The following is a 24,088-nucleotide window of genomic DNA, read 5'->3' on the forward strand; positions in this document are numbered from 1 at the left end:
GAAAGTGCAACACTCGGAAGCATGACCTACGCGACGCACGACGTCACCAATCAGCCTCCTCCCCCGGCTCCCTACGACGCGTCCGACGACACCGCCCTGCTGGAGGGCGTGCGCCGGGAGGGCGCCGGGTGGGCCGAGGACGGCCTGCGGCGGCTGGGCCGTCGGGCGGGCAGCGCACAGGCGCAGGAGTGGGGCGACCTCGCGAACCGGTACGAGCCCGTGCTGCGCACCCACGACCGGTACGGCAACCGGGTCGACGAGGTCGAGTACCACCCGAGCTGGCACCGCCTGATGCGGGTCGCGGTCGGCGAGGGCCTGGCCGGCGCCCCGTGGGCCGACGACCGGCCGGGCGCCCACGTCGCGCGGACCGCCGGCGGACTGGTCTGGGGTCACACGGAGGCGGGGCACGGGTGCCCGACCTCGATGACGTACGCGGCCGTCCCGGCCCTGCGCGCCCAGCCCGACCTGGCGAAGGTCTACGAACCGCTGCTGACCTCACGGGAGTACGAACCGGGGCTGCGGACGCCCACGGACAAGCGCGGACTGCTGGCCGGCATGGGGATGACCGAGAAACAGGGCGGCTCGGACGTGCGGACCAACACCACGACGGCCACGGCGACCGCCGAGCCCGGCCTCTACACGCTGCGCGGGCACAAGTGGTTCACGTCGGCGCCGATGTGCGACGTGTTCCTGGTGCTGGCCCAGGCCGCCGGGGGCCTGTCCTGCTTCCTGGTGCCGCGCGTGCTGCCCGACGGCACCCGCAACACCTTCCGCATCCAGCGGCTGAAGGACAAGCTCGGCAACCGGTCCAACGCCTCCTCGGAGCCCGAGTTCGACGGGACGGTGGCCTGGCTGGTCGGGCCCGAGGGGCAGGGCGTCAAGACGATCATCGAGATGGTCAACTGCACCCGGCTGGACTGCGTGATGGCCTCGGCGACGCTGATGCGCAAGACCCTGGTCGAGGCCGGTCACCACGTCCGGCACCGCAGCGCCTTCGGCGCCCGGCTGGTGGACCAGCCGCTGATGCGCAACGTCCTGGCCGACCTCGCGCTGGAGTCCGAGGCCGCGACCGCCCTCACCCTGCGGCTCGCCGGCGCCGCCGACCGCGCCGTGCGCGGTGACGCGGGTGAGGCGGCGTTCCGGCGGATCGCCACCGCCGTCGGCAAGTACTGGGTGACCAAGCGCGGCCCGGCGTTCACCGCGGAGGCCCTGGAGTGCCTCGGCGGCAACGGCTACGTGGAGGAGTCGGGCATGCCGCGCCACTACCGCGAGGCGCCGCTGCTGTCGATCTGGGAGGGCTCGGGGAACGTCAACGCCCTCGACGTGCTGCGGGCCCTCGGCCGCTCCCCCGCCTGCGCGGACGCCCTCTTCGCGGAACTGGCCCTGGCGGGCGGGGCGGACGCCCGGCTGGACGCGGCGGTGACCCGGCTCCGGGCCGGGCTCGGTGCGGCGTCCGAGACCGGGGCCCGGCGCCTGGTGGAGCTGATGGCCCTCACCCTCCAGGCCTCCCTCCTGGTCCGGCACGCCCCGCCGGCCGTCGCCGACGCCTTCTGCGCGAGCAGGCTCGGCGGTGACTGGGGGCATTCCTTCGGCACGCTGCCGGACACGGCCGGCCTCGGCGCGATCCTGGCGCGGGCGCTGCCCGAGGAGAGCTGAGCGGCCGGCCCGAAGACACCCCCGACCGGACCCGACACCACCGTCTGACCTGGGGCGGAGCCCTTTCCAGGGGTGACTGTCAGTGGCTGGGTGCAGACTGGCCCGTGTCCGAGACGAAGGCGTCGACGAGGACGCCGCGGAGGTGATCGGCATGACCGAGGTACTGCTCGCCGTGGGCACCCGCAAGGGCCTGTTCATCGGGCGCCGGCGGGGTGGCACCTGGGAGTTCGACGAGAGTCCCTACTTCAACGCACAGGCGGTCTACTCGGTCGCCCTCGACACCCGCGGCGGCACCCCGCGGCTGCTGGCCGGGGGCGACAGCGCGCACTGGGGGCCGTCGGTGTTCCACTCCGACGACCTGGGCCGGACCTGGACCGAACCGGCCGCGCCCGCCGTCAAGTTCCCCAAGGACACCGGCGCCTCCCTGGAGCGGGTGTGGCAGCTGCACCCGGCGGCCGCCGAACCGGACGTGGTCTACGCGGGCACGGAACCGGCGGCGCTGTACCGCTCGGAGGACCGCGGTGAGAGCTTCGAGCTGGTCCGCCCGCTCTGGGAGCACCCCACCCGGTCGAAGTGGGTCCCGGGCGGTGGCGGTGAGGGGCTGCACACCGTCCTCACCGACCGGCGCGACCCCAGGTCGGTGACGGTCGCCGTCTCCACCGCCGGGGTGTTCCGCACCGCCGACGGCGGCGCGAGCTGGGCGCCGTCGAACTCCGGGGTCTCCGCCGTCTTCCTGCCCGACCCCGACCCGGAGTTCGGCCAGTGCGTGCACAAGGTCGCGCGGGACGCGGCCACCCCGGACCGCCTGTACCTCCAGAACCACTGGGGGGTGTACCGCAGCGACGACGCCGGTGCCCACTGGACGGACATCGGCGAGGGTCTGCCCTCCACCTTCGGTTTCGCGGTGGCCGCCCACCCGCACCGCGGCGACACGGCGTACGTCTTCCCGATCAACGCCGACGCCGACCGGGTGCCCGCGGACCACCGGTGCCGGGTCTTCCGCACCGCGGACGCGGGCAAGAGCTGGGAGCCGCTCTCGGCGGGCCTGCCCCAGGAGGACCACTACGGCACGGTGCTGCGCGACGCGCTGTCCACGGACGACGCGGAGCAGGCGGGCGTGTACTTCGGCAACCGCAACGGCGAGGTGTTCGCCTCGGCCGACGACGGCGACAGCTGGCGGCAGTTGGCCTCCCACCTGCCGGACGTGCTGTGCGTGCGGGCCGCGGTCGTCGGATGAACCGGAGCGGGGGGACCGGCCTTGGCCACCGGTTGATCGGCGTCACCCGTACGGCAGTAGGGTGACGCCCGTGGCACCACGACCCTTGAATGAAATCGTCGAAGCGGGCTGGGCGAAGGCCCTGGAACCCGTCGCGGGGCGGATCACCTCGATGGGTGAGTTCCTGCGCGCGGAGATCGCGGCCGGCCGCACCTACCTCCCGGCGGGGGCGAACGTCCTGCGGGCCTTCCAGCAGCCCTTCGACGACGTACGGGTCCTGATCGTCGGACAGGACCCTTACCCCACCCCGGGACACGCCGTCGGGCTGTCGTTCTCCGTGGCCCCCGAGGTACGCCCGTTGCCCGGCAGCCTCGTCAACATCTACCGGGAGCTGCACACCGACCTGAATCTCCCGCAGCCCTCCAACGGGGACCTGACGCCCTGGACCCAGCAGGGCGTGCTGCTGCTCAACAGGGCGCTCACCACGGCCCCGCGCAAGCCCGCGGCCCACCGCGGCAAGGGCTGGGAGGAGGTCACCGAGCAGGCGATTCGCGCGCTCGCGGCCCGGGGCAAGCCGATGGTGTCCATCCTCTGGGGCCGCGACGCCCGCAATCTGCGGCCACTGCTCGGCGACCTGCCGGCCGTGGAGTCGGCGCACCCGTCCCCGATGTCGGCCGACCGGGGCTTCTTCGGTTCCCGGCCGTTCAGCCGGGCCAACGACCTGCTGATGCGCCTGGGAGGTCAGCCGGTCGACTGGCGCCTGCCGTGAGCGGCGGCTTCCTGGCCGTGGACTCCGGTGGCTCGGGGCTGCGCGCCGTCGTGGGCGCCGTCGGCGGCGACGGACCCGGTCCGCTCGGTCCGCTCGCTCGGCGTGATTCGGGGGAACCCGTCCGCACCGGTGCGGGCGGGATCGACCCCGGGCACCTCCTTGGGCAACTGCTGCCCATGGCCAGGGCGTTGGGTGCCGAAACCGGCCTGACCCGGCTCGACACCGTCGTCGTCGGGGCCGCCGGACTGGCCACGCTGGGCGACGCGCTGCGCGCCGAACTGCCGGGTGCGCTCGCCCGGGAGCTGGGCGTGCGGACGGTCGCCCTGGTCGCCGACGCCGTGACCGCGTACGTGGGCGCGCTCGGTCCGCGGGCCGGGGCGGTGGTGGCCGCGGGCACCGGCCTGATCGCCGTCGGCACCGACCTGTCCCGCTGGCGCCGGGCGGACGGCTGGGGCCATCTGCTGGGCGACTGCGGCAGCGGCGCCTGGATCGGGCGGGCGGGCCTGGAGGCGGCGCTGCGCGCCCATGACGGGCGGGCGGGCGGCTCCGCATCGCTGCTGGCCCGCGCCGAGGAGCGGTTCGGCCCAGTGGCGGGACTGCCCGGGCAGGTGTATCCGCGGTCCGACCGGCCCGCAGTCCTGGCCTCCTTCGCGCCCGAGGTGGCGGCGTGTGCGGCCGCCGACCCGGTCGCGGCGGAGATCCTGCGGGCCGCCGCCCGGCACCTGGCCGACTCGGCCGCCGCGGTCTGTCCGGGCGGCGGTGAGCCCCTCGTCGCGGTCACCGGCGGGCTGCGGCGGCTCGGCGACCCGCTCCTCACACCGCTGGGCGAGGAGCTGAAGAAGCGGCTGCCGCGGGCGCGGTGGACGGTCGCGGAGGGCGATCCGCTGGACGGCTCGGTCCGGATCGCGGCCGATCTGGCGACCGGCTCACTCGCCCTTCCGGGTGACGACAGGATGCTGTGGGTGACACGTGTCCGGGACGGCGGAGCAGACGGCTGAGAAGTGGTCGGCCGACGAGGTGAATCATGCCGATGTCGGCCGATCCGTACATCACTCATCAGACAAAACCGGACGGATACCGCTCACCTGCACCCTCCCCGAACAGGGAAACCCCGGAAACCAGTAACATGCGGCGCCATGAGCTCCCCCACTGGGCCCGCGTCCGGCCTGCCAGTACGAATGCCGCGCCCCCGCCAGCCCGGACGGCACCGCCGTCCCGAACCCCTGGTGGCTCCCGAGGGCGCGCCGGCGCTCGTCCTCGCGGTGCCGGGGACGCCCAGTAGCGCCACCCGGAGCCTCGCCGACGAGGTCATCAGCATCGCCCGTTCCGAGCTGCCCGGGCTCGACGCCCGGATCGGCCACCTCGACGGGGACGACGGCGCCGAGTTCCCCTCCCTGACCTCCGTGCTCGTCCAGGCCGCCGAGGAGCGCACCGCCCGCTTCGAGCAGGCGCGCGCCGCCGGCCTGGAGGTGAAGGAGCCCGAGGGCCCCGTCGCGGTCGTCGTGCCGCTGCTCGCCGGGCCGGACAACGCGCTGCTGCGCCGGATCCGGCAGGCCGTGATGGACAGCAAGATCGCGGCCGAGCTGACCGATGTGCTCGGACCGCACCCGCTGCTGGCCGAGGCCCTGCACGTGCGGCTCTCCGAGGCCGGGCTCGCCCGTGCCGACCGCGCCCGCCTGTTCACCGTGGCGACCGCCGCGGACGGCATCATCCTGGCCTCCGTGGGCGGCGACGAGGCCGTCCAGGCGGCCGGGATCACCGGCATGCTGCTCGCCGCGCGCCTCGCCGTGCCGGTGATCGCGGCGGCGCTGGACGAGGAGGGCTCGATCGCGTCCGTGGCCGAGCAGCTGCGTTCCTCGGGCTCCCAGCAGCTGGCGCTCGCGCCGTATCTGATCGGCCCCGAGATCGAGGCGTCCGTGCTGGAGGAGGCGGCCAAGGAGGCCGGCTGCGCCACCGCGGAGCCGCTCGGCCCGTATCCGGCGATCGGCAAGCTGGCGCTGGCCAAGTACACGACGGCGCTCGGTATCTCGCCGCAGCAGGCGCAGGGGGCGCCGGTTCGGTGACGTGCGCTTGCGCTTGCCTTTCCAGGCGTGTGTGAAGGGGCCCGCTCTCTGTGAGGAGCGGGCCCCTTCGGCGTGGCCGCGGGGTACGGGGCCGTCGGTCGGGGTCGTGGCCGGCGTGGGTGCGGCCGGGGGGCGGTCGCGTTGCCCGGCGCTTGCGGGGTGCCGCCTGCGCCCACCCGTGCCGCCCCAGCGGCACGACTGCCCGCAGGATGGGGGCGGCACGACTGCCCGCAGGGTGGGGGCGGGATGGCCGGCTGCTCGCTATGCGGGGGCGAGGATTACGCAGGAGGCCGCTGGGACCGCGAGGGAGCCGGTGCGGTGGGGGATGCCGGTGGCCGGGTCCAGGGCGAACCAGGTCACGTCTCCCGAGCGCTCGTTGGCCGCGTACAGGAAGCCGTCGGACACGGTGATGTCGCGGGGCCAGTGACCGCCGCAGGGCACGGTGGCGGACAGCCGCAGTCCGTCCGGCTCCACGGTGAACACGGACAGGACGTCCTCGCCGCGGGTCGCCGTCCACACGAAGCGGCCGTCGGGCGAGACCGCGATGCCGGAGGGGTAGGCGTCGCCCGCCGGGGCCCCCGGCAGTACCGGCACCTCGGTCAGCGGCTTGAGCGCGCCGTCGTCGGCGTCCCAGTGGCAGACGGTGACGGTGGGCGCCAGTTCGTTGAGGACGTAGGCGCGGCAGCCGTCCGGGTGGAAGCCCAGGTGCCGGGGCCCCGACCCCGGTCGCAGCGCGATCTCCCGGTGCACGGCGAGGGCCCCGTCCGTGAGGGTGCAGACCCGTACGGAGTCGGTGCCGAGGTCCACGCTGACGGCCCACCGCCCGCTGGGGTCCGGCCGCACCTGGTGGGCGTGCGGCCCCTGCTGCCGCTGGGCGTGCGGGCCGGAGCCGGTGTGCCGCAGGACGCCGGACGCGGAGCGGGCGAGGGCGCCGTCGGGGCGGACCGGTACGGCGGTGACCGTGCCGGAGCCGTAGTTGGCGGTCAGCACGTGCCCGGCGTACAGGCTGAGGTGGGTGGGTCCGTCGCCCTCGACGGGCACCGGCCGCCCGGCGGGCTCGGGTTTGTCCCCGCTCACCCGGTAGGCGGCCACCGCGCCCTCGGAAGTCTCGCTGACGGCGTAGAGCGTGTCCCCGTCGGGCGCCAGGGCCAGGTAGGAGGGGTCGGCCAGCCCGTCCGTGCCGCTCACGACCGTGAGGGCGCCGCTGTCGGGGGCGACGGTGGCCGTCAGGATCCCGGGGCCGCCGGCCGCCGTGAACGACCCGATGTATGCCCGCCGCTGCCGCCTGCCGCCGTCCGTCACCGCTGCCCCTCTCGTCCCGCCTGGTCCTGCGTCCCGTGGAGCGCCGACCCTGATCGTCCGCTCCGGAGCGACGGTAGCAGTCGATCACCTGCGGTCTAGACCAAACGGGTGTCCGAGGGCGCCGGACGGGGCGGGTCAGGCGCCGACCAGGCGTGAACCGGAGGGGCCGCGCAAGGGCGCGGCGAGTTCGGCGAGGGCGTGCTCCAGGTCGTGCAGGTGGGCCAGCGCGGGTTCGGCGGCGCGCGGCCCGCCCGCGCGGCTCGGGACGGGTCCCCCGCCGGTGAGTGCCTCGACCGCGGCCTCGACACGCCAGCAGGCGGCGGCCAGCCGGGCGTCGTGCGAGGCTTCGGGGTCGGCGGCCACGGCGACCAGGCCGCGGATCTCCCGGGCGCAGTCGTCGAGCAGGTCGAGGACCCGGCGGGCCCGCCGCCTGCGGCCGTGCATCGGGCTCAGCGGGTGCACCAGCGGGGCGACCGACAGCCGTACCCGGGCCAGCAGCTGCTCCAGTTCCGCCACCCGCGGTCCCGGGTCGGCGCCCTCCGTTCCGGCGAGGCGGGCGGCGGCCTCCGCGGTGCAGGCGTGCACACAGCGCAGCGCGCGCTGGATCCAGGCGTCGGTGACGGCGTGCGTGGTGACCGGCAGCAGGAAGAGCACGGCGAGCGCGGCGCCGAGCGCGCCCACGCCGGTCTCGGCGATCCGCAGGGCGAGCAGGCCGGGGCTCAGGACGCCCAGGAGGCCGTAGAGCAGCTCGGCGAGCAGGGTCACGCAGAGCATCATCCAGGTGTAGGAGACCGCGGCGGTGTAGAAGATGCCGAAGACGCAGGCGGCGGCCAGCACGGCGGTGGGCACCGGGGACCCGGCCACCGGCACGGCGATCAGGAAGCCCAGGCCGATGCCGACGACGGTGCCCAGGACCCGGCGGAAGCCGCGCACCAGGGTCTCGCCGCGCGAGGTGGTGTTGACGAACACCCACCAGGTCGCGCCGACCGCCCAGTACCAGCGGTCGCCGGACACCAGCTGGCCCACGACCAGGGCGAAGCCGGCACCCGCGGTGGCCTGCACCGCCTGCCGGGTGGTGATGCGGGCCAGCCCGGTGCCGGCCGGCGGCGCGGGGACGGCGGGCGCGGGCCGCCGGCGCTCGTAGCACCACAGGCCGAACCGCACCACCGCGGCGGCGGCGACGGACAGCAGGACGGCGGCGAACATCTCGGGGAGCCGGTCCGTGGTCGCGTGCAGGAACTGGGCGATGAAGAAGGTCATGAAGGCGAAGACGCCGAGGCTGTGCCCGCGCGGGCCCCAGCGGCGGGCGTACACGCCCGCACCGACGACGGCGAGGAAGGTGAGGTCCCGGGCCACGGGGAAGCCGTGCAGCGCGGCGGCCGCGGTGAGCACGGGCAGCCCGGCGACCGGCAGCAGCGCGGTGGTGACGGCCTGGCCCCGCACGGTGGCGTCGGTGACGGTGAAGAGGGCGAGCAGGGCGGCGAGGCCGCCGATGACCGCGCCGACCAGGGAGGTGCCGGCCAGCCCGCACACGACGACGGCCAGCCCGATGCCGAGGACGGCCCGGGCGGCGAACCGCAGCCGGGACCGCCCCGGGTCCGGGCTCACGAACACCTTCTTCAGCACTGCTTACCGCCCCCTCGCTCGCTCACGCCCACTGGCCCGGAAGTCCTCGCATGCAAAAGGCGCCGCGGGGTCCGCAGCGCCATCGACATCTCTATAGGAGCATCTTCGCCACCACTGGCTCAACAGGCTGTTGTCCAGGTGTGCCATTGGTACAGTGATCAGGGAATGCTTACGGCCACCAGAGGGCCAATGGCCGACGAGAGGGGACCGGACCCGCGATGGCCGTCGACGAGCTCGACACCCGTATCCTGCGGCTGCTGCTGGAGCAGCCGCGCACCAGCGTGCGGGAGTACGCCCGCCTCCTCGGGATCGCCCGCGGCACCCTCCAGGCCCGGCTGGACCGTCTGGAGCGGGACGGCGTGATCACCGGTGCCGCCCCGTCCCTCTCCCCCGCCGCGCTCGGCCACCCGGTGCTCGCCTTCGTGCACATCGAGGTCACCCAGGGCCATCTGGACGAGGTGGGCGAGGCGCTGGCGGCCGTGCCGGAGATCGTCGAGGCCTTCTCCATCACGGGTGGCGGGGACCTGCTGACCCGCGTCGTGGCCCGTGACAACGCGCACCTGGAGGACGTGGTGCAGAAGCTGATCAGCCTGCCCGGCGTGGTCCGCACCCGCAGCGAGGTGGCGCTGCGCGAGCGCGTCCCGCACCGGTTGCTGCCGCTGGTGGAGTCGATCGGTCGCTCGGCCCGCAGATGATCCTTGGCATCCTGGACGACATGAGCACCCTGAGCAGGCTTGGCGGCATCTCGGTCATCTTCGATCTCGACGGAACGCTCGTGGACAGCGAGCCGAACTACTACGAAGCAGGCCGGCGCACCCTCGCCGAGTACGGCGTCCCGGACTTCTCCTGGGCCGACCACGAGGCGTACGTGGGCATCAGCACCCAGGAGACGGTCGCCGACTGGAAGCGGCGGTACGGGCTGCGGGCCACGGTCGAGGAGTTGCTCGCCGTCAAGAACCGCCACTACCTGGGGCTCGCCCGCGACTCGGCCCGTGCCTACCCCGAGATGCGGAAGTTCGTCGAGCTGCTGGCGGGCGAGGGCGTGCCGATGGCGGTCGCGTCGGGTTCGTCACCGGAGGCCATCGAAACGATCCTCGCCCGCACCGGGCTCAACGCCCACCTGCGCACGGTCGTCTCGGCCGACGAGGTAGCGCGGGGCAAGCCCGCCCCCGACGTCTTCCTGGAGGCGGCCCGCCGGCTGGGCGCGGAACCGGCCCGCTGCGTGGTCCTGGAGGACGCCGCTCCCGGTGCCGCTGCCGCGCACGCGGCCGGGATGCGCTGCATCGCGATCCCGTACGTCGCGGCCCAGGCCGACGCCCCGGAGTTCGCCACCGCGGGGCTGCTGGTGCGCGGGGGCCAGGAGGAGTTCACCGCGCGGGCGGCGCACGACTGGCTCGTTGGGCAGGCGCGCGCCTCCTGAGGCCGAGGTTTTGCCCGCGGCGGTGATCAGATCGCGTTCCGTATCCGTACCTCCTGGTGTCCGAGCCTGTCCTCGTCCCAGGAGGCACGATGCGCATCACGCGCACCACGGCAGGGACCGCCTTCGTGGCCGGTGCCCTGGTCCTCACCCTCACCGCGCTGGCCTACCCGACCATGCTCGGGGTGCAGAACGCGGGCAGTGACCAGGCCCGGGTCGTCGCCAACACGCGGTACGGGCCGCTCACCGAGCAGGACCGGGACTTCGTGGTGAAGGTGCGCGCCGCGGGGCTGTGGGAGCACCCGCTCGGGCTCATGGCCATGGAGCGCGGCACGACACCGGAGATGAGGGAGGCCGGGGAGCACCTGGTCGTGGGCCACTCACGGCTGGACGCCACCTGCCGCCGGATCGCGCCGGAGCTGGGCATCACCCTGCCCAACCTGGCCTCACCGCAGCAGCAGCAGTTCGTGTCGACCGTGGACGGGACGACGGGCAAGCAGTTCGACACCACCGCGGTCAACATCATGCGGATCACCCACGGCCAGATCTTCCCGGCCATCGCCAACATCCGCGCCAACACCAAGAACTCGCTGGTGCGGCAGCTCGCCGACCAGGCCAACGACACCGTCCTGGACCACATCACCGTGCTGGAGAAGACCGGGCTGGTCAATTTCGACCAGGTCAACTTCCAGCAGACCGCCCCGCCGAACCTGCCCAAGGTGCAGCTCACGCCGCCGGCCCCGCAACCCGGCGAGCCGGTGCTCTCGCTCACCTCGCCGCCCGGCCTCGAGGTGAACACCTCCGCGCCGACGCCCAGTCCGACGGTCCGGTGAAGGGCCGGGGGGGGCGGGGCGTCGGGGTCCGGTGGGTTCAGTGCCGGCGCGGTTTGCCGCCGCGGCCGCCGCTCCTGCCCTTGCCGCCGCTCGCGCTCCGGTGCCCGCCCCCGGTGCCGCGCCGGGCGGCCCCGGGCTGCTTCCCGGAGGTCTGCTTCCGGGCGGTCTGCTTCCCGCCCTTGGAACGAGCCGGTTCGGGCTGCCTGCCCCGGGTGCTGTTGACGGTCCGGCCCCGGACGATGCCGATGAAGTCCTCGACGCGGTCCGTGTGCGCGTCCTCGGGCCAGGACAGGGCCACGCCCGACACGGGGGCGTCCGTGACCGTGCGGTACGTGAGGTCCTTGCGGTGGTGCAGCCGGGCCAGCGACAGGGGCAGGAGCAGTACGCCGATCCCGGCCGCCACCAGTTCGACGGCGTCCGCGGTGGTGGCCGGGCGCTCCAGGGCGGGCCTGCCCGGCGGCCGTTCCCAGCCGAGGACGTCGTCCAGGGGGTGCAGCACGATCTCGTCGGTGAGGTCCCCGACGGTCACCTCGTCGGCCGCGGTGACGAGATGGTCCCTGGGGATCAGCACGACCGTGGTCTCGGTGTAGAGGGGGATGGCGCTGAGCCGGGTCCGGTCGACGGGCAGCCGCACCAGTCCGGCGTCGGCGTCGCCGTCCAGCAGCACGCCGGCCGCCCGGGCGGCGGGGACCTGGGTCAGGGCGAGGGGGACGTCCGGCAGCCGCTCGTTCCAGATGCGCACCCATTTGTCGGGCGTCACCCCCGGGACGTACGCGAGCCGGAACGAGGGGGGAGCTTCCGAGCCTGTCACCCGGCCAGGTTACCGGGCGTGGTCGGGAGCCACTCACACGATCGATACCCTTGACGGCATGACGTCGCACCAGAACACCCAGACCATGAAGCCCGCGACCGCGGCGAAGAAGCTGGGTGTGTACCTCGAAGCCACACCCGCCGAGTTCCGGGAGGGCGTCGTCACGCGGGCCGAGTTGAACGCGCTCCAGGCCGACCCGCCCGCGTGGCTGCGCGAGCTGCGGCGCGACGGTCCGCACCCGCGGCCGGTGGTGGCGGCCAAGCTGGGCGTCTCCATCGCGGGGCTGCACCGGGGCGGGGTCACCGAGCCGCTCACCACGGAGCAGATCGACGCGCTGAAGCAGGAGCGGCCGGAGTGGCTGGAGCGCGAGCAGGCGGTCCAGGCCGAGGTGCGCAAGGAGGCGGCCCGCGTGAAGAAGCTGCACGCCGAGCGGGCGGAGCGCGCGGAGCGCGGCTGAGCGGCCGCCGGGCCCGGCGGCCGCCCGCTCACTCCTCGGCCTTCTGCGCGGTCAGACTCCACGCGTACTGCAGCCAGTCCGACACCACGACCGCGCTCAGGCCCACGCACACCAGCCGCCCCGCCCGGGGAGCCACGGCGTAGGTGCCCACGAGTCCGCCGGCCACCCAGGCCGAGGTGCAGAACGGGCAGGAGATCAGGTCACCGACGGCGCGGCGCAGACCGGTGCCGCGCCCGGCGTCCATCACCTCGTTGGCGTTGCCCTCCCGCTCGCGGCGGGTGAACGGGGCCCGCAGGAAGCTGGTCACCCTGTCCTTGGTCAGCAGCCGGGAGGCCTTGAACGTGGCCGTGCCCAGCAGGACCACGTCCCAGGCGGGGACGGTGTCCGGGAGCCGGACGCCCCGGCGCCACGCCGTCACCGCGAACGCGCCCGCCGTGGCGGCGAAGGTCGTGGCGAGCGCCGCGTAGCCGCCGAGGGGTGTCTCCTCCCCGTCGGCATAGCGCTGCTCAAGGTCCGTCATGGGGTCTCCTCGGTGTCAGTGGGGTACCGGGGCCAGTGGGGTACCGGGATCAGTGGAGTACCGGTGGTCAGTGGGGTGCCGGGCCGCCGAAGAGGTCGGCGCAGTCGGCGGGCAGCCGGGCCATCAGGTGCTCGACGCGTTCGCGGGGCACCGCCTCGGCGAGGGTGGAGAGCACCGCGCCCGCGTCCCATTCGGCGGTGCGCGGCCGGGCGCCGGTCTGCTGGGCCACCCGCCGCAGGAACTCGGCGCGGCCGAAGGTCTCGGGGCGCCCGCGTTCCAGGCGCAGCGCGTCGTCCAGGGGGGCGGGCAGCTCGCGGGCCAGTCCGGCGGCGTCCTCCGGCGGGATGCGGGAGGCGATCACCCACAGGACGGCCGTGGTGACCTGCTCGGCCTCGTCGTCGCCGTGGAACTCACCGCGGTCGCGGACCCGGGTGAGGAATTCGTCGAGCCGCACGGCGTCGCCTCCTTGTGCCGGTTCCCGCTCCGGGGCGGGTGCCCCGCGACCGTCCGGGGAAACGGGCATGCGCGCACCCCCCTCAGGCACCGCGCCCTCACGTTCGTGCGTCGGCGCGCGCGGCGTCGGCCGCCTCGGTCACCAGGGTCAGGGCGTCGGCGTGGTCGGTGAACAGCGCGCGTCCGGCGGCGATGCGCAGCCTCCGGTCCGGGCCCGGTGCGGTGAGCCTGCGCAGCGCTGCCAGCAGTGCGGGACCGTCCTCGGCGACCTCGGACACCCCGAGTGCGGCCATCCGCCGTACGCCGTCCGCGCCGTGGCCGGGGATGGGACGGTGGCCGACGACCGGCAGCCCGGCCGCGAGCGCCTGAACGGCGGTCTGGCCGGCCGCGTTGTCGATCAGGGCGCGGGCGGCGTGCAACAGGCCCGGCATGTCCGTCACCCAGCCCAGGGCGAGGACGCCCGGTGTGCCGGACAGGCTGCGGCGCAGCCGCTGATTGTCGCCGCAGAGCACGACCGGCAGGTAGCCGTGGCCGGCCAGGAGCCGGACGGTGGTCTCCAGGTGCGAGCCGACGCCCCAGGCACCGGCGGACAGCACCACGGCGGGCCGCCCGGGGCCGAGCCGGTCGAAGGTCTCCCGCCAGGGTGCCGCCCCCGGCACGTCGTCGGCCGAGAACTCCGGCGCCACGACGGGAGCGCACGTCGCCGCGGGCGTGCCGGTGCCGGCCCGCACCTCGCGCGCCGCTTCCTCGGTGAGACACAGACAGCGGTCGTTGCCCCGGTGCAGCCACTGCCGGTGCGGCTCGAAGTCGATCACGAGGACGACGCCGGGCACGGGCAGCAGTCCGCGTTCGCGCAGGTGGCCGGTGAGCTGGGCGCCCAGGTGGAAGACGGGCACGACCACGTCCGCGCCCGTGCGTTCCACCAGCCGGCGCAGCCTGGGCCCGGCGAGCCGGGCCAGCGGCGTCCCGCTGGGGCGGCGGCCCGCGCCGGGCCGCAGGAAGAGGCGGTACAGCGCGGCGTAGGCCCAGGGGAAGTGCCGTACGGACCCGCGGTAGAAGCACCTGAGGGCGGTGCCCAGGCCGTACGGCAGGAGGGCGAGGACGTCGACGACCCGGGCGGTGTCGCCGCGCTCCCGGGCCCGCCGGACCAGTTCGGCGGCAACCGTGTCGTGACCGGCGCCCATGCTCGCGCTGAGCACCAGCAGGCGTCGGCCGCCCCGCGGACCGCGCGGGGCGGCGGCGCGGCGGGGCGCTGATGAGCTGCGAGGATGCACGGCGGACCAAGTTGCCGCTGCGGCAGCTTCCAAACCACCGCGCAAGCGGGCGTTTCGGGTGGGCCCTGGGGGATACTCCGTGACCGCCCGTCCGGCCGGACGCCGGAGCCCGACCGCCCGGTCGGACGCCTCCCGGTGCCCGCCCCGAGCCAAGGTGGTCCCCATGGTCCATGCGTTCTCCCGTCCCCGGTCCGCCCCCGGACCGCAGGTCGTCGCACCCGACGCGGACCGTGCGAGGCCCCGGCGGCCCGTCGGGGACCGGGACACGCGGACCCGCACGGCGCTGGTGACGGGGGCGTCCTCCGGCATCGGCGCGGCCGTGGCCCGTCGGCTGGGCGAGGAGCAGGGCTGGCGGCTGGTGCTCACCGGACGTGACCCGGTGCGGCTGCGCCGGGTCGCCGACGACACCTCGGCCACCGCGTTCGCCGCGGATCTCACCCTGCCCGGCGCCGACCGGCAGCTCACCGACTTCGCGCTGGCCACGGCGGGCCGGGTGGACCTGCTGGTGGCCGGCGCCGGGGTGGGCTGGGCCGGGGAGTTCCTGGACATGCCCCCGCACACCATCGACGAGGTGCTCGACATCAACGTGCTGGCCACGCTGCGGCTGGTGCGGCTGCTGCTGCCGGGGATGGTGGCGGCGGGTTCGGGCCGGGTGGTGCTCGTCGGATCGCTGGCGGGCAGTGTCGCGGTGCGCGACGAGGCCGTGTACTCCGCCGCCAAGGCCGCGATCGGCGCCTTCGCGGACTCGCTGCGCTACGAGTTGCGGGGCACCGGCGTGGGGGTCACCCATGTGGTGCCGGGCGTCGTGGACACTCCGTTCTTCGAGCGCCGGGGCGCTCCCTACCGGCGGTCGCGGCCGCGCCCGGTGCCCCCCGAGCGCGTGGCCGACGCGGTGCGCACCGCGGTGGTGCGGGGCCGGGACGAGGTGTACGTGCCCTCGTGGCTGCGTCTGCCGTGCCGGGTGCGGGGCGCGGCTCCGGGACTGTACCGGCGGCTGGCCGCACGGTTCGGATGACCGGGAGCGCGCCGCGGTGAGTGTCCTCACCGTCGTCCTCGCCCTGCTCGCGGCGCTGTCCAACGCTGCGGCGTCGGTACTGCAGCGCCGGGCCGCGGCGCAGGACGAGGACCGGGCCGGGGCCAGGCACACGGCGCTGCGCTCGTTGCTGCGGCTGGTGCGGGACCGGTACTGGGTCGGCGGGGCGGCGCTGCTGGCGCTGACGACGGTGCTGCAGGCGGCCGCGCTTGCGGTGGGCAGTCTGGCCGTCGTCCAGCCGCTGATGGCCACCGAACTCCTGTTCACGTTGATGGTCGGCAGTGCGGTCTTCCACCGGCGTCCGGACTCGCGGACGTGGCTGGCGTTCGTCGCGCTGGCCGTGGGGCTCGCGCTGTTCCTCGGCTCCGCCGCACCGGCCCCCGGTCACGACACCGCCACCGGGGGCCGGTGGATCTGGGCGGGGCTGGCGCTGTTCGTCCTGATCGCGGTCCTCGCCTCGGTCGGCAGCCTGGTGCACGGGGCGCCCCGCGCCGCGCTCTTCGGATCGGCGTCCGCGGTGGGGTTCGGCGGTACGGCGGCGCTGCTCAAGGAAGTGACCGGACGGCTCCCCCAGGGGGTGGGCGAGGTACTGACCCAGTGGCCGCCGTACGCCACCGCGGTGGTGGGCGTGGCCAGCTTCCTGCTGTTGCAGAGTGCCCTGCGGGCGGGGACCCTGGCGGCCTCGCAGCCGGCCCTGACCCTCGGCGACGCGCTGACCAGCGTCGCCCTGGGCTGGGCACTGTTCGGCGAGGAGATCCTGCTCGGGGTGCGGGTGCTGCCCGAGCTGATCGGCGTGGCGCTGATCGGTCTGGGCAGCGTCGGGCTGGCCCGGGCACCGTCGGTGCACGGTGCCTGGGACACGGCCCCGGCGGCGCGGGACGGCCCCGGGCAGACGGTCCAGAGGTGAGCGGTGAGCGGCACAAGGTGAGCGGTGAGCGGAAGCGTCGGACGATCGAACGACCCTGGGACGCACGACCTGGAGGAGACGCGGTGAACAGAGCGGAGGCACCACGGATGCGGCACGGGTTCCGCACCGGGCGGGCGGTGTACGCCGGGGCTCCGGTCGTCGCCGCCGCGCTGGCCCACATCGGTCCGGCCGCGACCTGGCTGCCGGGACTGCGCCGCCGCCTGTTCCCCGGTCTGGCCGGTCTCGGCAGCCCCGGTCACGTGGCGCTCACCTTCGACGACGGCCCCGATCCGGTGTCCACGCCGCGGTTCCTCGACGCACTGGACGGACTCGGGGTGCGGGCCACGTTCTTCGTCCTGGGCGAGAACGTCCTGCGGCACCCCGCGCCGGCCCGTGAACTGGTCCGGCGCGGACACGAACTCGCCGTGCACGGCTGGACGCACGACCGCCCCTGGTGGTCGTCGCCGGCCCGGGACGCGCGCGAGCTGCTGCGTGCCGTCCGGGTGGTGGGCGAGGTGACCGGGAGTGTCCCGCACTGGTACCGGCCGCCCTACGGCATCCTCACCTCCGGTCGCTGGGCGGCCGCCCGCCGGGCCGGGCTGCGGCCCGTGCTGTGGACCGCGTGGGGCAAGGACTGGCGGCACGACGCCACGCCCGCTTCGGTCCGCGCGACCGTGGCGGCGGACCTGGACGGGGGTGGCACGGTCCTCCTGCACGACACCGACCACGCCTCCGCCCCGGGCAGCTGGCGGGCCACCCTCGGTGCGCTGCCGGACATCGTGCGCGACTGCCGCGGGGCGGGGTGGGCTGTGGGGCCCCTGGGCGAGCACGGGACCGGGACCGGCGGGGCCGGGGTGGCGTCCGTGACCGGGGTGACGACGGCCGGGACGACGGGGCAGGCACCGTTTCGGTCACCGGCGCCGGGATAGCCGTAGCGTCATGAACGACAGCGACGAGCGGCGCGCGGCGGCACCGGACACCTCGTGCCCGCCCTGGGCACTGCGCGAGTACGCCGTTCTCGCCGACGGTGAGCGGGGAGCGGTCCTGGACCCCCGGGGCCGGATCGTGTGGCTGTGCGCCCCGCGGTGGCACGACGACGCGGTGTTCTCGGCGCTGATCGGCGGAGCGGGGCACTTCACCGTGGAGCCGGCGGACCCCTGGCACGTCTGGGGCGGCTCCTACGAGGAGGGGACGCTGATCCGGATCAGCCGGTGGGTGACCGCCGGCTGCGTGATCGAGTGCCGGGAGGCCCTGGCGCTGCCGGCCCGCACGGACCGGCTCGTACTGCTGCGCCGCATGCGCGTGGAACGGGGCGAGGCGCGGCTGCGCCTGGACCTGGACCCGCGGCCCGGATTCGGGGAGGCCCGGATGCGCGACCCCCGGCGGGACCGGGGGGTGTGGACGGCCGGGGCCGAGGGGCTGCGGATGCGGCTCGCGGGGGCGCCGGACGCGGTGTGGCGGGACGGGGCCGGGCTGTGCGGCGAGTTCCGGCTGCGCGAGGGCGAGACGCACGACCTGGTGCTGGAACTGTCCCAGCGGCCGGAGACCGGGCCGCTGGACGCCGACGCGCTGTGGCGGGCCACCGAACGGGAGTGGCGGCGGGCGGTGCCGGACTGTTCGCGGCTGGTCGCGCCCCGCGACGCCCGGCACGCGTACGCCGTGCTGCACGGGCTGACCAGCGTCTCGGGCGGGATGGTCGCCGCCGCGACCACGTCCCTGCCGGAACGGGCCAACAGCGGGCGCAACTACGACTACCGCTACGCATGGCTGCGCGACCAGTGCTACGCCGGTCTCGCGGTCGCCGCGCACGGGCCGCACCCCCTGGTCGACGACGCCGTGCGCTTCGTCGCCGAGCGCGTGCTCGCGGACGGCGACGGGGTGCGCCCCGCCTACACGGTCGACGGGCGGCCGGTCGGGAAGGAACGCTCCCTGCGTCTGCCCGGCTATCCCGGCGGCAACGACCACGTGGGCAACGACGCGGGCGCCCAGTTCCAGCTGGACACCTTCGGCGAGGCGCTGCAGTTGTTCGCCGCGGCCGCCGCGCACGACCGGCTGACCGACGAGGCGGAACGGGCGGCGGCCGTCGCGGTGGACGTCGTCGAGCGGCAGTGGTCGAAACCGGAGGCCGGTCTGTGGGAGCTGGAGGACCGGTGGTGGACCCACTCCCGGCTGAGCGTGGTGTGCGGTCTGCGGCGGATGGCCGGGGTGCTGCCCGGGGCCGCGGGGCGCCGGTGTGCCGACCTCGCCGACACGGTGCTGCGGGAGACCCGGCGCCGCTGCCTGCGCGCCGACGGCCGCTGGCGGCGGGCCGAGGACGACGACGGGCCGGAGGCCGCGCTGCTGGTGCCGATGGCCCGCGGCTGCGCGTTCGGGGACGGCGACGGCGACGCCGCCACGCGTGCGTACGTCGAGTCCCGCCTGGCCGAGGACGGGTACCTGTACCGCTTCGAACACCCCGGGGTGCCGCTCGGCGAGGCCGAGGGCGCCTTTCTGCTCTGCGGCTTCACGATGGCGCTCGCCACGCACCGGGTCGGCGACCGGGTCGGCGCGTTCCGCTGGTTCGAGCGGACCCGGGCGGCCTGCGGACCGCCCGGGCTGTTCGCCGAGGAGTACGACGTGCGCCAGCGGCAGCTCCGCGGCAATCTCCCGCAGGCCTTCGTGCACGCCATGATGCTGGAGTGCGCGGTCCGCCTGGCCGGCGAGTCGACCCTGCCCTGAGCCTTCCCTGCCCTGAGCCTTCCCTGCCCCGGGTCTCCCCCTCAGGCGGCCGCCCCCGCCTCCGTCACCCCCCGGTGGAGCGAGTCCCGGTGGATCGGTTCCGCCCCGCCGGTCAGGGGCGCGCCGGTGCCGCCGCGGCGGGCCGCCACGATCTCCGCCACGATGGACAGGGCCGTCTCCTCCGGGGTGCGGGCGCCCAGATCGAGGCCGATCGGTGAGCGGAGCCCGGACAGCTCGTCCTCGGTCAGGCCCGCCTCCCGCAGCCGGCGGTGGCGGTCCTCGTGGGTGCGGCGCGAGCCCATGGCGCCGACGAACGCGACCGGCCTGCGCAGCGCCTCCGTCAGCAGCGGCACGTCGAACTTGGCGTCGTGGGTGAGCACGCACAGCACCGTGCGTCCGTCGGTGCGGGTGCGTCGCAGATAGCGGTGCGGCCAGTCGACGACGACCTCGTCGGCCTCCGGGAAGCGGGCCCGGGTGGCGAAGACGGGCCGGGCGTCGCACACCGTGACGTGATGCCCGAGGAACTTCCCGGCCCGCACCAGCGCCGCGGCGAAGTCGACCGCACCGAAGACGATCATGCGGGGCGGCGGCACGCTGGACTCGACGAGCAGGGTGAGCCCGCCGGGGCAGTGCGACCCGTCCTCCGAGAGTCCGACCGTGGCGGTGCGTCCGGCGTCCAGCAGGGCAGCCGCCTCGGCGGCGGCGTTGCGGTCCAGCTCGGGGTGGCCGCCGAGACCGCCCTCGCAGGATCCGTCGGCTCGGACCAGCAGCGCCCGGCCCAGCAGCTCGGCCGGGCCCCGGACGATCCGGGCGAGGGCCGCGGTCCCGCCCCGGGCGGCGGTCGACAGGGCCGCCCGGAACACCTCGCGCGACGGCGCGTCCGCGCCGACCGGCGTGACCAGCACGTCGATGACTCCGCCGCAGGTCAGCCCGACCGCGAAGGCGTCGTCGTCGCTGTAGCCGAAGCGTCTGCGCACGCTCTCGCCGCTGTCCAGGGCCTCGGCGCACAGCTCGTACACCGCGCCCTCCACACAGCCGCCGGAGACCGAGCCGATCACCGTGCCTTCGCGGTCGACGGCGAGCGCCGCGCCGGGCCCGCGCGGTGCGCTGCCGCCGACCGAGACGACACTGGCGACGGCGAACTCCCGCCCCTGGGCGAGCCAGCCGTCCAGCTCGTCGGCGATGTCAAGCATGCGGGCCGCCCCCGGACGCGGGCACCCCCGCCGACAGGATCCGGTCCGGCCGGATCGGCAGGTGGCGGTGGCGTACGCCGGTCGCGTGCCAGACGGCGTTGGCGACGGCCGCGGCGGCGCCCACGACGCCGATCTCGCCGACGCCCTTGATGCCCACCGGGTCGTCCGGGTCGGGGTCGTCCACCCAGTCGGCCTGGACATCGCCCACGTCGGCGTTGGTGGCCACGTGGTAGCCGGCGAGGTCGGGGGCGTAGAGGGCGCCGCTGGTCCGGTCCCGGACCGCTTCCTCGTGCAGGGCCATGGAGATGCCCCAGACCATGCCGCCGACGAGCTGGTTGCGGGCGGTGAGGGGGTTGACGATCCGGCCGGCCGCGAAGATGCCGAGCATGCGGCGCACCCGTACCTCGCCGGTGGCGGGGTCCACGGCGACCTCGGCGAACTGCGCGCCGAAGGAGTGCCGCTCCTTGTGGGCGAGGGCGCCGAGGGCCTCGGTGGTGTCGGACCGTACGGTGATGCCCTCCGGCGGGATCGCCGTGCCGAGGGCCAGCCGCTCCCGCAGTTCGCGGGCTGCCTCCCGGATCGCCCAGGCCCAGGAACGCGTGCCCATGGAGCCGCCTGCGATCATCGCGGGTCCGAAGTCGCTGTCCCCGATCCGGACCCTGACCCGGTCGGGGGCGACCTCCAGGGCGTCGGCGGCGACCAGGGTGAGCGCCGTACGGGCGCCGGTGCCGAGGTCGGCGGCGGCGATCCGCACCGTGAAGCCGCCGTCGGCCTGCGCGGTCACGACGGCCGTGGAGGGACCGGCGCCCGCGTGGAAGGAGGCGGCGGCCGTGCCCGTGCCCAGGAGCCAGCGCCCCTCCCGGCGCCGCCCGGGGCGCGGGTCGCGCTCGGCCCAGCCGAACCGCCGGGCCCCCTCGCGGAAGCAGGCGTCCAGGTTGCGGCTGCTGAAGGGCAGGCCGGAGACCGGGCCGGCCTCGGGTTCGTTGCGCAGGCGCACTTCGACCGGGTCGATGCCGCAGCGCTCGGCGAGTTCGTCGAGGGCGGACTCGATGGCGAAGGACCCGGGCGCCTCGCCCGGCGCGCGCATGTAGGTCGGCGACGGCACGTCGAGGGCTACGACCTCGTTGGCCGTGTGGTGGGCGTCGGCGTCGTACATCACCCGGGCCACGCCCGCGCTGGGCTCGACGAACTCGTAGACGGTGGACGTCTGGTTCAGCGAGCGGTGCTCCAGGGCGCGCAGCCGGCCGTCGGCGTCGGCGCCGAGCCGCACGCGCTGGAGGGTGGGGCTGCGGTAGCCGGCCAGCGAGAACATCTGCCGCCTCGTCATGACCACGCGCACCGGGCGCTGCAACTCGGTCGCGGCCATCACGGCGGCGACCTGGTGGGCGCGCAGTCCCTTGCTGCCGAAGCCGCCGCCGATGTGCTCGGAGCGCACCCGCACGGCGGAGGCGTCGAGGGAGAACATGTTCGCCAGTTCGCTCTGGATCCAGGTGGTGCCCTGGTTGGAGTCGACGACCTCCAGCCGGCCGCCGTCCCACCGGGCCGTGGCGGCGTGCGGCTCCATCATGCTGTGGTGCTCTTCGGGAGTGGTGTACTCCTCGTCCACCACGACGGCGGAGGCGGCGAGCCCGGCCGCGAGGTCGCCCTTGGCGGTCTCGCCGGGCATGACCCCGCCGGCGGGGTGGGCACCCGGGGCGCCGGTGGTGAGCACGGTGTCGTGCGGTTCCTCGTCGTAGGTGACGACGAGGGCCTCGGCGGCCTCCCGGGCCTGCTCGGGCGTCAGGGCTACGACGAGGGCGACCGGCCAGCCCGCGTGCGGCACCCGGTCGTGCTGGAAGACGGCGGCGGTCGGGTCCGGAGGGGTGCCCAGCATGCCGATGTAGTCGGTGTCGACCCGCGGGGCGTTGCCGTGGTGCAGGACGGCCAGTACGCCGGGCATGGCGAGGACGGCCTCGGTGTCGAGGGAGCGGATGCGTCCGCGGGCGACGGTGGAGAGGACCAGCCAACCGTGGGCGAGGTCGGCGAAGGGGATCTCCCCCGCGTAACGGGCCGCTCCGGTGACCTTGTCGCGGCCCTCGACGCGGGTGTGCGGGGTGCCGACGACGCCCCTGAGCGCCGTGGGGCCGGTGGTGGCGGTGGTCATCGGGCGGTCTCCTCGGCGAGTTCGGTCAGCACGGCCACCACGAGGTTGCGCATGAGGGTCACCTTGTATCCGTTGTCGGGCAGCGGCCTGGCGGCCGCCAGTTCGGCGTCCGCGGCGGCGGCGTAGGTCTCGCCGCCGGCCGGGGCGTCGGTCAGCACGGCCTCGGCCGCGCGGGCCCGCCAGGGCCGGGAGGCGACCGCGCCGAGGGCCAGCCGGGCCTCGCGCACGACACCGTCCTCGACGTCGAGCGCCGCGGCGACCGAGCCGATCGCGAAGGCGTACGAGGCGCGCTCGCGCACCTTGCGGTAGCGGGAGCGGGCGGCGACCGGGGCGGGCGGCAGGGTGACGCCGGTGATCAGCGCGCCGGGCGGCAGGGCGGTCTCCCGGTGCGGGGTGTCCCCGACGGGGAGGTAGAAGTCGGCCAGCGGCAGCTCGCCCGGCCCGTCGGGGGTTTCGTAGCCGACGACGGCGTCGAAGGCGGCGAGGGCCACGCCCATGTCGGAGGGGTGCACGGCAACGCAGTGGTCGGAGGCGCCCAGGACCGCGTGGTTGTGGTGCTCGCCGGTGAGCGCGGAGCAACCGCTGCCGGGGGCCCGCTTGTTGCAGGGTTTGCTCAGGTCGGTGAAGTAGCCGCAGCGGGTGCGCTGGAGGAGGTTGCCGCCGACCGTGGCCATGTTGCGCAGCTGGCCGGAGGCGCCGGCCAGGACCGCCTGCGCCAGGGCCGGGTAGCGGCGGCGCACTTCGGGGTGGGCGGCGAGGTCGCTGTTGGTGACGGTGGCGCCGATGCGCAGGCCGCCGTCCGCGGTCTCCTCGATGCCGTCCAGGGGGAGTCCGCGGACGTCGACGAGCCGGGCGGGGCGCTCGACGCCGGTCTTCATCAGGTCGACGAGATTGGTCCCGCCGCCGAGGAAGCGGGCGTCCGGGTCGGCGGCGAGCAGGGCCACGGCGCCCAAGACGTCGTCGGCACGCTGGTATCCGAACTCCCTCATGCGGCCGTCTCCTCGGGGGTCTCGGGCCGGTCGGCGCGGTCGCCGTCGTGGGCCGCGGCGTGGTGCGCCTCGGCGGCGCGGGTGACCGCCTGGACGATGGAGACGTAGGCGCCGCAGCGGCACAGATTGCCGCTCATCCGTTCGCGGATCTCGTCCGGCGTCAGGGGTGGCGGTCCGGCCTCGGGGCGCACGTCCTCGGTGGCGGCGCTGGGCCAGCCGGCCGCGTGCTCCTCGATGACGGCGATCGCCGAGCAGATCTGCCCGGGGGTGCAGTAGCCGCACTGGTAGCCGTCGAGGTCGAGGAAGGCCTGCTGGACGGGATGCAGCCGGTCGCCCTCGGCCATCCCCTCGATGGTGGTGATCTCGCGCCCCTCGGCGGCGACGGCGAGGTTCAGACAGGAGACGGCGCGGCGTCCGTCGACCAGGACGGTACAGGCGCCGCACTGCCCCTGGTCGCAGCCCTTCTTGGTACCGGTGAGGTCGAGGCGCTCGCGCAGGGCGTCGAGCAGGGTGGTGCGGTGGTCGACGGTCAGGTGGTGCTTCTCGCCGTTGATGTTCAGGGTGACGGCGCTGGACGTCGACGAGGGCGCTGGGGCCATGATCAGCCTTCTTTGGTGTCTGGTGACCGGGAAAACTGGCTGTAGGCAGTGGAGTGGGGGCATGGGTGGGGGGCCGTGGGCCGCTGTCCGCCGGTAGAGTGGGCCGGGC

At 75.1% G+C, this 24,088-nt stretch carries 23 protein-coding genes; 13 read left to right on the forward strand and 10 right to left on the reverse strand.

Annotated elements, in window-relative coordinates; translation table 11 throughout:
- The first annotated feature begins 21 nt into the window (after positions 1-21).
- The 5 genes from K7854_RS23655 (at position 22) to K7854_RS23675 (ending at position 5,704) form a co-directional block, all read left to right on the forward strand.
- Positions 22-1,656 (forward strand): DNA alkylation response protein, encoded by a 1,635-nt coding sequence (locus K7854_RS23655; RefSeq protein WP_226028568.1) that lies wholly within the window; start codon positions 22-24, stop codon positions 1,654-1,656.
- A gap of 82 nt (positions 1,657-1,738) precedes the next feature.
- The gene (locus K7854_RS23660) at positions 1,739-2,893 is read left to right on the forward strand and encodes a WD40/YVTN/BNR-like repeat-containing protein (protein WP_226028569.1); all 1,155 of its coding nucleotides are present in this window, start codon (positions 1,739-1,741) and stop codon (positions 2,891-2,893) included.
- Between the two features lie 70 nt (positions 2,894-2,963).
- The gene (locus tag K7854_RS23665) at positions 2,964-3,641 is read left to right on the forward strand and encodes a uracil-DNA glycosylase (protein ID WP_226028570.1); all 678 of its coding nucleotides are present in this window, start codon (positions 2,964-2,966) and stop codon (positions 3,639-3,641) included.
- The gene (locus K7854_RS23670) at positions 3,638-4,639 is read left to right on the forward strand and encodes an N-acetylglucosamine kinase (protein ID WP_226028571.1); all 1,002 of its coding nucleotides are present in this window, start codon (positions 3,638-3,640) and stop codon (positions 4,637-4,639) included. The genes K7854_RS23665 and K7854_RS23670 overlap by 4 nt, the downstream gene beginning before the upstream one ends.
- 138 nt (positions 4,640-4,777) lie before the next feature.
- Positions 4,778-5,704 (forward strand): sirohydrochlorin chelatase, encoded by a 927-nt coding sequence (locus tag K7854_RS23675; protein WP_226028572.1) that lies wholly within the window; start codon positions 4,778-4,780, stop codon positions 5,702-5,704.
- Between the two features lie 261 nt (positions 5,705-5,965).
- Here K7854_RS23675 and K7854_RS23680 read toward each other — a convergent pair whose 3' ends face one another.
- A complete protein-coding gene (locus K7854_RS23680) occupies positions 5,966-7,006 on the reverse strand; it encodes a lactonase family protein (protein WP_226028573.1) in 1,041 nt (346 codons plus the stop codon).
- A 135-nt stretch (positions 7,007-7,141) separates the two neighbouring features.
- Entirely contained in the window at positions 7,142-8,632 is a 1,491-nt protein-coding gene (locus tag K7854_RS23685) for an FUSC family protein (RefSeq protein WP_226028574.1), read from the reverse strand.
- A gap of 218 nt (positions 8,633-8,850) precedes the next feature.
- Between K7854_RS23685 and K7854_RS23690 the strand changes: the two genes are divergently transcribed.
- The 3 genes from K7854_RS23690 to K7854_RS23700 all read left to right on the forward strand — a co-directional run bounded on the left by K7854_RS23690 (position 8,851) and on the right by K7854_RS23700 (position 10,882).
- Positions 8,851-9,327: an Lrp/AsnC family transcriptional regulator gene (locus tag K7854_RS23690; protein ID WP_226028575.1), complete on the forward strand. Its 477-nt coding sequence runs from the start codon at positions 8,851-8,853 to the stop codon at positions 9,325-9,327.
- A gap of 29 nt (positions 9,328-9,356) precedes the next feature.
- Positions 9,357-10,052: an HAD family hydrolase gene (locus tag K7854_RS23695; RefSeq protein WP_226028600.1), complete on the forward strand. Its 696-nt coding sequence runs from the start codon at positions 9,357-9,359 to the stop codon at positions 10,050-10,052.
- An 89-nt stretch (positions 10,053-10,141) separates the two neighbouring features.
- A complete protein-coding gene (locus K7854_RS23700) occupies positions 10,142-10,882 on the forward strand; it encodes a DUF4142 domain-containing protein (RefSeq protein WP_226028576.1) in 741 nt (246 codons plus the stop codon).
- 37 nt (positions 10,883-10,919) lie between these two features.
- Here the strand turns inward: K7854_RS23700 and K7854_RS23705 are convergent, their stop codons facing one another.
- Positions 10,920-11,693, reverse strand: coding sequence for a LysR substrate-binding domain-containing protein (locus tag K7854_RS23705; protein WP_226028577.1), 774 nt, complete (start codon positions 11,691-11,693; stop codon positions 10,920-10,922).
- 58 nt (positions 11,694-11,751) lie between these two features.
- Here K7854_RS23705 and K7854_RS23710 point away from each other — a divergent pair, with 58 nt between their 5' ends.
- Entirely contained in the window at positions 11,752-12,150 is a 399-nt protein-coding gene (locus tag K7854_RS23710; protein ID WP_226028578.1) for a DUF5997 family protein, read from the forward strand.
- 28 nt (positions 12,151-12,178) lie between these two features.
- Here the strand turns inward: K7854_RS23710 and K7854_RS23715 are convergent, their stop codons facing one another.
- The 3 genes from K7854_RS23715 to K7854_RS23725 form a co-directional block, all read right to left on the reverse strand.
- Positions 12,179-12,670, reverse strand: a complete 492-nt coding sequence (locus tag K7854_RS23715; RefSeq protein WP_226028579.1) for a DUF1360 domain-containing protein — start codon at positions 12,668-12,670, stop codon at positions 12,179-12,181.
- Positions 12,671-12,737: 67 nt separating this feature from the next.
- Entirely contained in the window at positions 12,738-13,124 is a 387-nt protein-coding gene (locus tag K7854_RS23720; RefSeq protein ID WP_226028580.1) for a DUF2267 domain-containing protein, read from the reverse strand.
- 97 nt (positions 13,125-13,221) lie between these two features.
- Positions 13,222-14,307 carry an MGDG synthase family glycosyltransferase gene (locus tag K7854_RS23725; RefSeq protein WP_226028601.1) on the reverse strand — a complete coding sequence of 362 codons (1,086 nt, stop codon included), beginning with the start codon at positions 14,305-14,307 and terminating at the stop codon, positions 13,222-13,224.
- Positions 14,308-14,560: 253 nt separating this feature from the next.
- Here K7854_RS23725 and K7854_RS23730 point away from each other — a divergent pair, with 253 nt between their 5' ends.
- The 4 genes from K7854_RS23730 to K7854_RS23745 all read left to right on the forward strand — a co-directional run bounded on the left by K7854_RS23730 (position 14,561) and on the right by K7854_RS23745 (position 19,055).
- On the forward strand, positions 14,561-15,412 hold the full coding sequence (locus K7854_RS23730; RefSeq protein ID WP_226028581.1) for an SDR family NAD(P)-dependent oxidoreductase: 852 nt from the start codon (positions 14,561-14,563) through the stop codon (positions 15,410-15,412).
- 16 nt (positions 15,413-15,428) lie between these two features.
- On the forward strand, positions 15,429-16,337 hold the full coding sequence (locus K7854_RS23735) for a DMT family transporter (protein ID WP_226028582.1): 909 nt from the start codon (positions 15,429-15,431) through the stop codon (positions 16,335-16,337).
- 107 nt (positions 16,338-16,444) lie between these two features.
- A complete protein-coding gene (locus K7854_RS23740) occupies positions 16,445-17,266 on the forward strand; it encodes a polysaccharide deacetylase family protein (RefSeq protein WP_226028602.1) in 822 nt (273 codons plus the stop codon).
- A gap of 10 nt (positions 17,267-17,276) precedes the next feature.
- Entirely contained in the window at positions 17,277-19,055 is a 1,779-nt protein-coding gene (locus K7854_RS23745) for a glycoside hydrolase family 15 protein (RefSeq protein WP_226028583.1), read from the forward strand.
- A gap of 41 nt (positions 19,056-19,096) precedes the next feature.
- On the opposite strand, the gene K7854_RS23750 is transcribed toward K7854_RS23745, so the two are convergent.
- From K7854_RS23750 to K7854_RS23765, 4 genes are read right to left on the reverse strand one after another with little or no spacing between them, the layout of a single operon-like run.
- Positions 19,097-20,248 carry an XdhC family protein gene (locus K7854_RS23750; RefSeq protein ID WP_226028584.1) on the reverse strand — a complete coding sequence of 384 codons (1,152 nt, stop codon included), beginning with the start codon at positions 20,246-20,248 and terminating at the stop codon, positions 19,097-19,099.
- Complete coding sequence (locus tag K7854_RS23755; protein ID WP_226028585.1) at positions 20,241-22,391, reverse strand: xanthine dehydrogenase family protein molybdopterin-binding subunit; 2,151 nt, start codon at positions 22,389-22,391, stop codon at positions 20,241-20,243. The genes K7854_RS23750 and K7854_RS23755 overlap by 8 nt, the downstream gene beginning before the upstream one ends.
- A complete protein-coding gene (locus tag K7854_RS23760) occupies positions 22,388-23,380 on the reverse strand; it encodes an FAD binding domain-containing protein (RefSeq protein ID WP_226028586.1) in 993 nt (330 codons plus the stop codon). Before K7854_RS23760 ends, K7854_RS23755 begins: the two co-directional genes overlap by 4 nt.
- Entirely contained in the window at positions 23,377-23,979 is a 603-nt protein-coding gene (locus tag K7854_RS23765; protein ID WP_226028587.1) for a 2Fe-2S iron-sulfur cluster-binding protein, read from the reverse strand. Before K7854_RS23765 ends, K7854_RS23760 begins: the two co-directional genes overlap by 4 nt.
- Between the last annotated feature and the right edge of the window lie 109 nt (positions 23,980-24,088).

Source organism: Streptomyces hyderabadensis, assembly GCF_020404845.1.
GTDB lineage: Bacteria > Actinomycetota > Actinomycetes > Streptomycetales > Streptomycetaceae > Streptomyces > Streptomyces hyderabadensis.

What these genes read in the sequence shown, in the direction of transcription:
- K7854_RS23655 (WP_226028568.1), top strand. Translation starts at nt 22, where the DNA reads ATGACCTACGCGACGCACGACGTCACCAATCAGCCTCCTCCCCCGGCT.
- K7854_RS23675 (WP_226028572.1), top strand. Translation starts at nt 4,778, where the DNA reads ATGAGCTCCCCCACTGGGCCCGCGTCCGGCCTGCCAGTACGAATGCCG.
- K7854_RS23690 (WP_226028575.1), top strand. Translation starts at nt 8,851, where the DNA reads ATGGCCGTCGACGAGCTCGACACCCGTATCCTGCGGCTGCTGCTGGAG.
- K7854_RS23700 (WP_226028576.1), top strand. Translation starts at nt 10,142, where the DNA reads ATGCGCATCACGCGCACCACGGCAGGGACCGCCTTCGTGGCCGGTGCC.
- K7854_RS23710 (WP_226028578.1), top strand. Translation starts at nt 11,752, where the DNA reads ATGACGTCGCACCAGAACACCCAGACCATGAAGCCCGCGACCGCGGCG.
- K7854_RS23715 (WP_226028579.1), bottom strand. Translation starts at nt 12,670, where the DNA reads ATGACGGACCTTGAGCAGCGCTATGCCGACGGGGAGGAGACACCCCTC.
- K7854_RS23725 (WP_226028601.1), bottom strand. Translation starts at nt 14,307, where the DNA reads ATGGGCGCCGGTCACGACACGGTTGCCGCCGAACTGGTCCGGCGGGCC.
- K7854_RS23730 (WP_226028581.1), top strand. Translation starts at nt 14,561, where the DNA reads ATGGTCCATGCGTTCTCCCGTCCCCGGTCCGCCCCCGGACCGCAGGTC.
- K7854_RS23740 (WP_226028602.1), top strand. Translation starts at nt 16,445, where the DNA reads ATGCGGCACGGGTTCCGCACCGGGCGGGCGGTGTACGCCGGGGCTCCG.
- K7854_RS23745 (WP_226028583.1), top strand. Translation starts at nt 17,277, where the DNA reads ATGAACGACAGCGACGAGCGGCGCGCGGCGGCACCGGACACCTCGTGC.
- K7854_RS23750 (WP_226028584.1), bottom strand. Translation starts at nt 20,248, where the DNA reads ATGCTTGACATCGCCGACGAGCTGGACGGCTGGCTCGCCCAGGGGCGG.
- K7854_RS23755 (WP_226028585.1), bottom strand. Translation starts at nt 22,391, where the DNA reads ATGACCACCGCCACCACCGGCCCCACGGCGCTCAGGGGCGTCGTCGGC.
- K7854_RS23760 (WP_226028586.1), bottom strand. Translation starts at nt 23,380, where the DNA reads ATGAGGGAGTTCGGATACCAGCGTGCCGACGACGTCTTGGGCGCCGTG.
- K7854_RS23765 (WP_226028587.1), bottom strand. Translation starts at nt 23,979, where the DNA reads ATGGCCCCAGCGCCCTCGTCGACGTCCAGCGCCGTCACCCTGAACATC.